Source organism: Bacillus sp. bc15 (assembly GCF_900142585.1).
Classification (GTDB): domain Bacteria; phylum Bacillota; class Bacilli; order Bacillales; family Bacillaceae_G; genus Bacillus_A; species Bacillus_A cereus.
Window position 1 is genome coordinate 176,209 of sequence record NZ_FRBJ01000004.1, and the last position, 12,183, is coordinate 188,391.

A 12,183-nucleotide genomic window follows, 5' to 3' on the forward strand; every position below is an offset into this window, starting at 1 on the left:
TGAGAAAATCCTTTAGTAAGGGATTATTTTATAACGAGGTGAATGGGGCATTGTTATCGGAATTATCGATTAGAAACTTTGCTATTATTGAAGCATTAAATATTTCTTTTCAAAAAGGTTTAACGGTTTTAAGCGGTGAAACAGGGGCCGGAAAATCGATTATTATTGATGCAATTAGTTTACTTGTAGGTGGCCGTGGGTCAGCAGAATTTGTTCGATATGGAACAGAAAAGGCTGAGATTGAAGGGCTATTTTATGTTGAAGATGAGAAGCATCCATGTATTGAAAAGGCAGAAGAGTTAGATATAGAAATAGAAGATAGCATGATTATTTTAAAGCGTGATATTGCTGCGAACGGGAAGAGTGTATGTCGTGTAAATGGGAAGCTTGTTACACTTAGCATATTAAAAGAAATTGGGAAAACACTTGTTGATATTCATGGACAGCACGAAACGCAAGATTTAATGAATGAAGAACGACATCTGTTTATGCTTGATCACTTTGATGGGGATCGAATCGTTAAACAATTAGACATATATCAAAACGTATACGCTGACTATGAAAAATTAAAAAAACAATTGAAATCGTTAAGTGAAAATGAGCAACAAATGGCACATCGCTTAGATTTAATTCAATTTCAGCATGAAGAAATTCGCAAGGCGGATTTAAAGATGGATGAAGAAAATGAATTAACTGAGGAACGATTGCAAATTTCTAATTTTGAAAAGATTTATAAAGCGTTAGGTGATGCATATCGTTCGTTAAGTGCCGACGGACAAGGGTTAGATAATGTAAGAAGTGCAATGGGGCAAATGGAAAGTATTACACATTTAGATGAAGTGTATCAAGAGAATCATGATTCAATTGCAAATAGCTATTACTTATTAGAAGAGGTTGCCTATCAACTGAGAGAAAAGCTCGATATGATGGAATATGATCCAAATCGTTTAGATGAAATCGAAACACGTTTGAATGAAATTCGTATGCTAAAGAGAAAATATGGAAATACTGTAGAAGAGATTTTAGCGTATGCTGATAAAATTGAACAGGAAATTTTTACGATTGAAAATAAAGACGTTCATATTGAAACGACGAAGAAACAGTTGAAGGAATTAGAAAGTGTTATTCTGAAAGAAGCAACGTTGTTAAGTAATATGCGTCATGAGCTTGCAGAACACCTTACAAATGCAATTCATCAGGAATTAAAAGAATTATATATGGAAAAAACGAAATTTGAAGTGAGAATTATGAAGAGAGAAGGAAATGCAGAAGAGCCCCTTGTGGAAGGTGCGCCGGTAAGGCTTACGGCGGATGGTTACGATCATGTGGAATTTTATATTTCAACGAACCCAGGAGAGCCGCTAAAACCACTTTCAAAGGTTGCTTCTGGCGGAGAGTTATCTCGTATCATTTTAGCTTTAAAAAGCATTTTTTCTAAGCATCAAGGGGTTGCATCTGTTATTTTTGATGAAGTGGATACGGGTGTAAGTGGCCGGGTCGCACAGGCTATTGCGGAAAAAATTTATCGAGTATCAGTAAACTCGCAAGTACTTTGTATTACGCACTTACCTCAAGTAGCTTCAATGGCAGATTCACATTTATTTATTCGAAAACAAGTAGCGAATGATCGGACAATTACATCAGTTACTGTTTTAACTATGGAGGATAAAGTAACAGAAATAGCTCGAATGATTTCTGGTGTGGAAATCACAGATTTAACGACAGAGCATGCGAAAGAATTACTTACGCAAGCGCATCATTTTAAACAGACAGCAGAGGCTATCCAGTAATGGATAGCTTTTTTTCTCAAATGACGATTTCTTAATTCTTCCGGTTATAAATAAAGCACTGCAAGGAGAGATTAAAAAGTGAAGCCAAGAGGCTGAATGTGGGGTAGGAGCGAGGAGAGTGAACAAGTTGAAATTAGAAAAATTTCGAAAAATAATAGGTCTTTGTCTCCTTGTTTCTTTAGTTTTTATTGGATGTTTTAAACCGCTTCGAACGTTTATTTCATCACCGAAACAACTTGTTGTTTTTGAAGGACAACAATCAGAAATATCATCATTACCAGTTTTCAAAGCTTCATCCACAAATCGTCATGTATTTACAGTGAGTTCGAATGAACAAAAACAAGGACTTATGGTAAATTCTCATCAAAATGGTGAAGCTGATATGGTATTTCAGCTTGCTGGTTTTCCAGTGAAAAAAGTAAATGTGAAAGTGTTAAAAGATTTTAAAGTGATTCCAGGTGGACAATCAATTGGTGTGAAATTAAATACAAAAGGTGTACTTGTTGTAGGCCATCATTTAATTCAAACTGAAAAAGGTAAAATATCTCCTGGTGAAACAGCAGGTGTACAAATTGGAGATATGATTACTGAAATTAATGGTAAAACAATTGAAAGAATGAGTGATGTAGCACCGTTTATTCATAATAGTGGAGAAACAGGTGAACCGCTTAATCTTGTATTGTTAAGAGATGGAAAATATATTCGTACGAAGCTAACTCCACAAAAAGACAACGGTGAATCGTCTTATCGAATTGGCTTGTATATCCGTGATTCGGCAGCTGGAATTGGAACGATGACATTTGTTCATCCAGATTCTATGAAATATGGGGCACTTGGTCATGTTATTTCTGATAATGATACGAAAAAGCCGATTCAAGTCGAAGATGGACAAATTATGCGCTCGACAGTTACATCAATTGAAAGAGGTAGTCATGGGAATCCAGGGGAGAAATTAGCAAGATTCTCACCAGACCGTGAAGTGATTGGCAATATTACAATTAATAGTCCATATGGTATTTTTGGAAAATTAAATACGAATATGAAAAACGGTATAATGGATAAAGCAATGCCTATCGCATTATCTCATCAAGTAAAAGAAGGACCGGCAAAAATATTAACAGTTATTGATCAAGATAAAGTAGAAGCGTTTGATATTGAAGTTGTTAGTACAGTGCAGCAAAAATTCCCAGCCACAAAGGGTATGGTAATAAAAGTAACAGATAAACGTCTATTAGCGAAAACGGGCGGTATCGTACAAGGAATGAGCGGAAGTCCAATTGTACAAAATGGAAAAGTAATTGGTGCTGTTACACATGTATTTGTAAATGATCCAACATCAGGATATGGTGTTCATATTGAATGGATGTTACATCAAGCTGGAATTAATATTTATGATCAAGAGAAAAAAGCGAGCTAATACATATTAGCTCGCTTTTTCTGTTGAAAAATTCGTTGAAATTTTGTAAAAGCTCCGCAAGAGGTGTTTTTTGTTGTAAAATAAAAGAAAAGGGTTGAACGTTTCGTTGTATTTCTATGATGGAATGTGTTGCGAAAGGGAATAAATGAACGATAAACATATTTTTTTGTGATTTTATCGGAAAGTAAGAAACTTTAAAAGGGAATTTTCACACAATTGTCGAACAATTCATGTAGCCTAGAAGGATACACATGTCGGAGAATCGATTCGGTAAGGGAGGAAAAGCTGTGGAGAAAATTAAAGTATGTCTTGTGGATGATAATAAAGAACTAGTATCAATGTTAGAGAGCTATGTAGCTGCTCAAGATGATATGGAAGTAATTGGTACTGCTTATAATGGTCAAGAGTGTTTAAACTTATTAACAGATAAGCAACCTGATGTACTCGTTTTAGACATTATTATGCCACACTTAGATGGTTTAGCTGTATTGGAAAAAATGCGAAATATTGAAAGGTTAAAACAGCCTAGCGTAATTATGTTGACAGCATTCGGGCAAGAAGATGTGACGAAAAAAGCAGTTGACTTAGGTGCCTCATATTTCATATTAAAACCATTTGATATGGAGAATTTAACGAGTCATATTCGTCAAGTGAGTGGTAAAGCAAATGCTATGATTAAACGTCCACTACCATCATTCCGATCAGCAACAACAGTAGATGGAAAACCGAAAAATTTAGATGCGAGTATTACGAGTATCATTCATGAAATTGGTGTACCCGCTCATATTAAAGGATATATGTATTTACGAGAAGCAATCTCCATGGTATACAACGATATCGAATTATTAGGATCGATTACGAAAGTATTGTATCCAGATATCGCAAAGAAATATAATACCACAGCAAGCCGTGTGGAGCGAGCAATTCGTCACGCGATTGAAGTAGCTTGGAGCCGTGGGAATATTGATTCTATTTCGTCCTTATTCGGTTATACAGTATCCATGTCAAAAGCAAAACCTACGAACTCTGAGTTTATCGCAATGGTTGCGGATAAGCTGAGACTTGAACATAAAGCTAGCTGAGAGTAAAGATAGTAAGGGTTTACTCTTTAGCTAAGCCGACAAATTCTTGAAATCTATACTTAATATCAATTTTAAAACCAATAAACTTTTCACTCAATGACCAATGAATTTTATGATTCGTTGGTCTTTTTATTTTGTTGAGAAAAAGAGATTATTTCATACCATGGAAAATAAAACCTATTTTTAGTAATATTACATATAAGTGAGTTTTTTATAAGGTAATTAAATAGGTATAGATAGGGAGAAGGGGAATGAAAAATAAAATTTTAACTTGGTTAGGAATAGTAGCAGCTATGGGAGTTCTTGCTGTAGCAGTTACATTTGGAATGTTAGAACTTGCCGATAATCCAGCAGATAAAGAGGTGAGTGCTCAAATAGACAAAAAAGAAGACCAAACGATAGTAGGTAGAGAGGTAGATGGAGTCTTTGTTGATGTGTATGTTACTGAAAATTCTACTGAAAGCGAAGTCATTATAGCGATGCATCACATGACTCATCAAAAAGTGGTGGCAGAACGAAAATCGGGCTCTATCCCAATGGTTCAAAATAATGCTAAAAAGTTAAAAGAAATCATAAATAAGAGTAGCTTTGCGAAGAAAAATGAGCTTTTAGCAATTGCTGATAGATGGGTGAAAAAAGATTTTAGTAAAATTGTAGAAAATCACAATTATTTCTCGGATGCTCAAGAAGATAGCGTTTGTAAAGCAACTAGAGCAATGGATGCGTTAGAAGAGCAACATTATATTTTAACTACATTCGGGGAGGAAAAGGCGAAAGAACTATACGAATCAGGGGATGCTCCGCACGTTCAATAAAAAATAATATAAAGGCTTTCTAGTTTTGTATTATCGTGTTTTAAGGATGCAATGGGGACTTATAAATAAATAGTCTGCTTTCTTTATGACTTGTAACAAAAAAGAAAAGATGTAATTCATTATTAAATGATGAAGGAACGGCTAAATTGCACCGAAGTACATCTATTAAAGAATTTTAGTAGGGAAAGTATCCATGGTATAATGGAGGGCAATAAAAAGCCCTGCAAAACAGGACTGTATTACTCTTCGTCTTTATTTTGTTTTTCTAATTCAACTAGCTTTTGAATTAAAATGTGCTGCGGCATATGCATGAGTTGTTCAAGTGGAACACCTAGTGCTTTTGATAAGCGGACTGCAGTATCTGGAGAAATTTGTAATGGTCTCATAGAAGTACCTCCTTTTTCGTATAGTATAGCATAAGATTGGGGGAGTGAGGATGACTCTTATATTTGCACATCGTGGTGCGGCTGGAACGTACCCAGAAAATACAATGATTTCATTTGAAGCGGCTGAGTCTTTTAGAGCGGATGGAATTGAACTTGATGTTCAATTAACGAAAGATGGAAAAGTTGTCGTCATTCATGATGAAACGGTGGACCGAACAACAAATGGAAAAGGTGCGGTTCGGAATTATGTATATGAGGATTTATGCAAGTTAGATGCAAGTTATAAATTTGGTGATAAAGTAGGGTTTTGTAAAATACCACTTTTAGAAGAGGTATTAGAATGGCTTGAACAAACGAGTTTGCTACTTAATATTGAACTTAAAAATAATAAAATTCCATACAGAGGTTTAGAGGAAGAAGTTATAACGCTTGTACGGAAATTTAGTTTAGAGGATCGTGTTATATTTTCTTCGTTTAATCACTACAGTATGAAACGGTGTCATATGATGGCTCCTGATATTCAAACAGCAATTTTATATCGCGAAGGTTTGCATAGTCCGTGGGCATACGCGAAAAAAATGGAGGCTACAGCAGTACATCCGAATTATCGTTATCTTCAAGATGCTATTGCCGAACTAACGATGGAAAGTGGTGTAGAGGTTCGCCCTTATACAATTAATGAAGAAACGCTTATGCGTAAATATTTTGATATGAATATATCGGCGATTATTACTGATTACCCTGAAACGGCAAGAACGTTGTTGCCAATAAAAAAATGAGACCGCGTGTAACGGTCTCATTTTTTTATTTATAAATAGTGGGGCCTTCCTATCTTCTAAAGCGAGCTTGTACTTTATTTCGTTTACGGTCTCGGTGCAAGACGAAGCCACCGAAGATATAAAACCCGAGCCCGAAGCAGAGAGCACCGATTAAAAATTGTAACCACAGTATAGAGATTGGTGGAAATAGAATCCCGAATACAGTATCTCTCATTAACTTTATACCAAACACAGCTAATGAAATAGGGATGAGTGCTAATAGTAGAGCAACGTAACGCTGCATACATAACTCTCCTTTTCAGATTATTTCGTATATTTTAATGATGTTATACGGAAAGGGGGTTTGTCAAGAGGGTGCTGAACGAGTAAGATAAGGGTGTGAAAAAATTTGCAGAGTTACTTCGAGAGGAAGTGTAATATATGAAACAAAAAGTATTAATTGTTGGTGCAGGTGAAGGCGGGAGCGCACTGCTGAATCTGTTACATAGTTCGAATATATTTCAAATTATAGGGATTATTGATATAAATCCGTTGGCAAAAGGATTACAAATTGCTAAGGAATATGGAATTGCAATTGGAGAAAGTGTAACTCCATTTCTTTCTATGCATATCGATGTAATATTTGATATGACAGGTGAAGATGATGTACATAAAGTTTTATTGGAAAAAAAGAAAAAAGACACTCTTCTTATACCAGGTGATATTGCAAAAATTGTTACAGGATTAGCGCATGAGAAGGAAGGGTTAATTGGGAGGTTAGAGGAACAAACGCAACAAGGAGAATTAATTTTAAATTCTACGCATGACGGCATGATCGTAATTGATCGAGAGGGACAAGTTCGTCTTTTTAATAAAAGTGCGGAGCGTATTATCGGATATAAAAAAGAAGAGGCGATAGGAAAATATATTTTAGAAGTCATTCCCACTAGTAAATTACTTCGCATTATACGTACGAAACAAATAGAAGTAAATTATGAACTAACATTAGAGAATGGAAAGAAAATTATTACAACGCGTATACCGATATTAAAAGAAGGCGGAGAGGTACAAGGGGCATTTGCAATTTTTAAAGATATAACAGAAGTTGTAGATTTAGCGGAAGAAGTTACAGACTTAAAAGAAATTCAAACACTATTAGAGGCAATTATCAACTCATCTGAAGAAGCGATTTCGGTTGTGGATGAAAAAGGAAGAGGTTTAGTCATTAACCCGGCATATACGAAATTAACGGGTCTAACAGAAGAAGATATTATTGGGAAGCCTGCTACAACTGATATTGTAGAAGGCGAAAGTATGCATATGAAAGTACTTCGAACGCGTCGTGCGGTGCGCGGAATACATATGAAGATTGGGCAAAAAAAGCGCGATGTAATTGTAAACGTAGCGCCAGTTATTGTGGATGGAATATTGAAAGGAAGCGTTGGCGTTATCCGTGACGTGTCGGAAATTCAAAAGTTAACAAATGAATTGAATAGAGCAAGGCAAATTATTCGCACATTAGAAGCAAAATATTCATTTGATGATATTGTCGGAAATTCAGATGAAACAACGGCAGCTATCGAACAGGCGAAGCTAGGAGCGAATACACCAGCAACGGTACTGTTACGCGGTGAATCTGGGACTGGTAAAGAATTGTTTGCACATGCAATCCATAATGGAAGTAATCGAAAATACAATAAATTCGTCCGTGTAAACTGTGCGGCCATTTCGGAGACGTTGTTAGAAAGTGAATTATTTGGTTATGAGGAAGGGGCGTTTTCTGGAGCGAAAAGAGGCGGGAAACGTGGGTTCTTTGAGGAAGCGAATAACGGTAGTATTTTTTTAGATGAAATAGGGGAGTTATCTGCAAATACACAAGCGAAACTCCTTCGTGTATTGCAGGAAAAAGAAATTGTAAAAGTTGGTGGGACGAAAGCGATACCCATTAATGTTCGAGTAATTGCAGCGACACATGTGAATTTAGAAAAGGCTATTCTAGAAGGGAAGTTTAGGGAGGATTTATATTATCGATTAAATAAAATTCCAATTCAAATTCCATCTCTTCGTCAACGTAAAGGAGATATACCGAAAATTGCGGACAGGTTGATTCAAAAAATTAATCAAGATTATGGTCGTAATGTAGAAGGGCTCACTGATTCAGCTATTTTATATTTACAATCATACGAATGGCCAGGAAATGTGAGAGAACTTGAAAATATTTTAGGACGAGCGATTATTTTTATGAATTATAACGAGATCTATATTGATGTACAACATTTACCACCATTACATAATGAAGAGCAGGTGGAGTCAAAGCAATCTCATTTATTACCTGAATTAGAAGAAAAGCCACTTGAACATTTAGTAACAGAGTTTGAAGGGAATATTATTCATGAATATTTGGAGAGATTTGATGGGAATAAAACACAAACTGCAAAAGCGTTAGGAATTTCCGTTCGAAATTTATATTATAAGCTAGAAAAGTATGACCATGCAAAAAATAGCATGCAATAAATTGCGCACCGCGCAATTTATTGCATGGTATACAAAAAGCGACAAAATAAGACAGAATCTTTCGTTATTTTCCAAAGTATTGATTTTACTGCATTTTGAATGCGTTTTCATTATTGGTAAGACCACTTTTAAAAGTTGGCACGGTATTTGCTTTATAAATAGACGAGGGACGACGGAAAGGGTTGATTACAAAATATGAAGTTAGAATACTTAATTGATCAAGCAGCGGGAAAGCCTAAAAAAACTGTAGCTGTAGCAGTAGCTGAAGATCATGAAGTAATTGAAGCTGTAGCGAAAGCAATTAAATTACAGCTAGCTCAATTTCGTCTATATGGAAATCAAGAAAAAATAATGGGGATGCTACAAGAACATGGTTTACAAACTTCAGAACATGTTGAAGTGATTGCAGCAATGTCTAATGCAGAGGCTGCAGAACTTTCTGTTAAAGCTGTGAGAAATGGTGAGGCAGACGTGCTTATGAAGGGGAACATCCCAACAGCGAATATTTTGAAGGCTGTGTTAAACAAAGAGTGGGGCCTACGTAAAGGTAGCGTACTTTCACATGTAGCAGCATTTGAAGTTCCAAATTATGATCGTCTTATTTTCGTTACAGATGCAGCGATGAACATCGCACCTGATGTAACACAAAAAGCTGCTATTATACAAAATACTGTAGAAGTTGCCCGGGCAATAGGAATGGACTTGCCAAAAGTGGCACCAATTGCAGCAGTAGAAGTTGTGAATCCAGCGATGCAGGCGACAATTGATGCAGCGATGTTAACACAAATGAATCGCCGCGGACAAATTAAAGATTGTATCGTTGATGGACCACTTGCTTTAGATAATGCAGTATCACAAATTGCAGCAGAGCATAAAGGCATAGTAAGTGATGTAGCAGGTAAGGCAGATATTTTACTCGTCCCAACGATTGAAGCTGGAAATGTGCTATATAAATCACTCGTATACTTTGCGGATGCAAAAGTAGGAGCAATGATTGCTGGCGCAAAAGCACCGATTGTTTTAACATCTCGTGCTGATTCAGCAGAAACAAAAGTATATTCATTAGCATTGGCAGTTGCGACTGCTTCAAAATAAACCAAAAAGGGTAAAACATTAGGGGGAAACGACAATGACATTAGAAATATTCGAATACTTAGAAAAATATGATTATGAGCAAGTGGTATTTTGTCAAGATAAAGAATCTGGTTTAAAAGCAATTATTGCAATTCATGATACAACACTTGGACCGGCTCTTGGTGGAACAAGAATGTGGACATATGATTCTGAAGAAGCGGCGATTGAAGATGCATTGCGTCTTGCAAAAGGGATGACATACAAAAACGCAGCAGCTGGTTTAAACTTAGGTGGTGCGAAAACAGTAATTATCGGTGATCCTCGTAAAGATAAGAGCGAAGCAATGTTCCGTGCACTAGGACGTTATATCCAAGGACTAAACGGACGATACATTACAGCTGAAGATGTTGGTACAACAGTAGATGATATGGATATTATCCACGAAGAAACTGACTTTGTAACAGGTATCTCACCATCATTCGGTTCTTCTGGTAACCCATCTCCAGTAACTGCATACGGTGTTTATCGTGGTATGAAAGCAGCTGCAAAAGAAGCTTTCGGTACTGACAATTTAGAAGGAAAAGTAATTGCTGTTCAAGGCGTTGGTAACGTAGCATATCATCTATGCAAACATTTACACGCTGAAGGAGCAAAATTAATCGTTACAGATATTAATAAAGAAGCTGTACAACGTGCTGTAGAAGAATTCGGTGCATCAGCAGTTGAACCAAATGAAATTTACGGTGTTGAATGCGATATTTACGCACCATGTGCATTAGGCGCAACAGTTAATGATGAAACTATTCCACAACTTAAAGCAAAAGTAATCGCAGGTTCTGCAAATAACCAATTAAAAGAAGATCGTCACGGTGACATCATTCATGAAATGGGTATTGTATACGCACCAGATTATGTAATTAATGCAGGTGGCGTAATTAACGTAGCAGACGAATTATATGGATACAATAGAGAACGTGCACTAAAACGTGTTGAGTCTATTTATGACACGATTGCAAAAGTAATCGAAATTTCAAAACGCGATGGCATAGCAACTTATGTAGCGGCAGATCGTCTAGCTGAAGAGCGCATTGCAAGCTTGAAAAATTCTCGTAGCACTTACTTACGCAACGGTCACGATATTATTAGCCGTCGCTAATCATTCATATATAACTTTTACAAAAGGTGTGGTTACCTCTTATGAGGTTTCCGCTTCCTTTTGAATTTATTAGTGGAGGTAGCAACATTGTCTGTAAATCGAATTCTTGTTATTAACCCAGGTAGTACATCCACAAAAATTGGTGTTTTTGATAATGAAAGACCCGTTCTAGAAGAAACGATTCGTCATGACGTAGAACAGATTGGAAAATATAAGAGAATTATCGACCAATATGAGTTTCGAAAAGAAACGATTTTAGAAGTTCTACATTCTCATGGTATTAACATTTCAAAATTAAACGCTGTTTGTGGGCGTGGTGGATTACTTCGTCCAATCGAAGGCGGTACGTATACAGTAAACGATGCGATGTTAGAAGATTTGAAAAATGGCTTTAGCGGTCATCACGCTTCAAACCTTGGAGGCATTTTAGCATATGAAATTGCTTCTGGATTAAACATTCCTGCATTCATTGTGGATCCTGTCGTTGTAGATGAGATGGAGCCGGTTGCTCGTATAAGTGGTATTGCTGGTATGGAACGCAAAAGTATCTTCCATGCATTAAATCAAAAAGCAGTTGCTCGTAAAGTAGCTGAACAGTTAAATCACAAATACGAGGATTTAAATTTATTAGTTACACATATGGGTGGCGGTATTACAGTTGGTGCTCATAAAAAAGGAAGAGTAATCGATGTGAATAACGGTTTAAACGGAGAAGGACCATTTAGTCCAGAGCGCGCTGGTACAGTACCAGTAGGGCAACTAGTAGAAATGTGTTTCTCTGGTGAGTATTACCGTGATGAAATGATTAAAAAACTTGTCGGACAAGGTGGACTTGTAAGTTTAATCGGTACAAATGATGCGATTAAAGTAGAGCAAATGGTTGAAAAAGGTGATCCTGAAGCAACTCTTATTTATAAAGCAATGGCATATCAAGTTGCAAAAGAGATTGGCGGAGCTAGCGCTGTACTTCACGGGAAAATCGATGCAATCGTATTAACTGGTGGACTGGCATACAGTAAAATTCTTGTCGATGAAATAAAAGAGCGAGTGGACTGGATTGCAGATGTTATCGTACATCCAGGCGAAGATGAGTTAGAAGCGTTAGCAGAAGGAGCACTTCGTGTATTACGTGAAGAAGAAGCTCCAAAAGAATACGTTGTACGTGAAAAAGAAACGGTAGCTAGGGGTTGA

General features: G+C 36.6%; 11 protein-coding genes. 9 read left to right on the forward strand and 2 right to left on the reverse strand.

What is annotated here, in order from left to right:
• Positions 1-50 precede the first annotated feature (50 nt).
• The 4 genes from recN (at position 51) to BUA87_RS16595 (ending at position 5,104) form a co-directional block, all read left to right on the forward strand.
• Entirely contained in the window at positions 51-1,790 is a 1,740-nt protein-coding gene (gene recN, locus BUA87_RS16575) for a DNA repair protein RecN (protein ID WP_065229336.1), read from the forward strand.
• A gap of 118 nt (positions 1,791-1,908) precedes the next feature.
• Positions 1,909-3,207 (forward strand): SpoIVB peptidase, encoded by a 1,299-nt coding sequence (gene spoIVB / locus BUA87_RS16580; protein ID WP_002000940.1) that lies wholly within the window; start codon positions 1,909-1,911, stop codon positions 3,205-3,207.
• 287 nt (positions 3,208-3,494) lie between these two features.
• Complete coding sequence (gene spo0A, locus BUA87_RS16590; RefSeq protein ID WP_033657527.1) at positions 3,495-4,289, forward strand: sporulation transcription factor Spo0A; 795 nt, start codon at positions 3,495-3,497, stop codon at positions 4,287-4,289.
• Positions 4,290-4,540: 251 nt separating this feature from the next.
• Positions 4,541-5,104 carry a PRK06770 family protein gene (locus BUA87_RS16595; protein ID WP_023522992.1) on the forward strand — a complete coding sequence of 188 codons (564 nt, stop codon included), beginning with the start codon at positions 4,541-4,543 and terminating at the stop codon, positions 5,102-5,104.
• A gap of 239 nt (positions 5,105-5,343) precedes the next feature.
• Here BUA87_RS16595 and BUA87_RS16600 read toward each other — a convergent pair whose 3' ends face one another.
• Positions 5,344-5,490 (reverse strand): YycC family protein, encoded by a 147-nt coding sequence (locus BUA87_RS16600; protein WP_001247671.1) that lies wholly within the window; start codon positions 5,488-5,490, stop codon positions 5,344-5,346.
• Between the two features lie 50 nt (positions 5,491-5,540).
• Here BUA87_RS16600 and BUA87_RS16605 point away from each other — a divergent pair, with 50 nt between their 5' ends.
• Entirely contained in the window at positions 5,541-6,269 is a 729-nt protein-coding gene (locus tag BUA87_RS16605; protein ID WP_072940272.1) for a glycerophosphodiester phosphodiesterase, read from the forward strand.
• 49 nt (positions 6,270-6,318) lie between these two features.
• Here BUA87_RS16605 and BUA87_RS16610 read toward each other — a convergent pair whose 3' ends face one another.
• Complete coding sequence (locus BUA87_RS16610; protein ID WP_001190211.1) at positions 6,319-6,552, reverse strand: DUF2627 domain-containing protein; 234 nt, start codon at positions 6,550-6,552, stop codon at positions 6,319-6,321.
• Positions 6,553-6,689: 137 nt separating this feature from the next.
• Between BUA87_RS16610 and BUA87_RS16615 the strand changes: the two genes are divergently transcribed.
• The 4 genes from BUA87_RS16615 to buk all read left to right on the forward strand — a co-directional run bounded on the left by BUA87_RS16615 (position 6,690) and on the right by buk (position 12,183).
• Positions 6,690-8,762: a sigma-54 interaction domain-containing protein gene (locus tag BUA87_RS16615; protein ID WP_023522991.1), complete on the forward strand. Its 2,073-nt coding sequence runs from the start codon at positions 6,690-6,692 to the stop codon at positions 8,760-8,762.
• Between the two features lie 195 nt (positions 8,763-8,957).
• Positions 8,958-9,857: a phosphate butyryltransferase gene (yqiS, locus tag BUA87_RS16625; RefSeq protein WP_072940279.1), complete on the forward strand. Its 900-nt coding sequence runs from the start codon at positions 8,958-8,960 to the stop codon at positions 9,855-9,857.
• A 34-nt stretch (positions 9,858-9,891) separates the two neighbouring features.
• Positions 9,892-10,992, forward strand: a complete 1,101-nt coding sequence (locus BUA87_RS16630; protein ID WP_000171355.1) for a leucine dehydrogenase — start codon at positions 9,892-9,894, stop codon at positions 10,990-10,992.
• An 87-nt stretch (positions 10,993-11,079) separates the two neighbouring features.
• Entirely contained in the window at positions 11,080-12,183 is a 1,104-nt protein-coding gene (buk, locus tag BUA87_RS16635; RefSeq protein ID WP_000115781.1) for a butyrate kinase, read from the forward strand.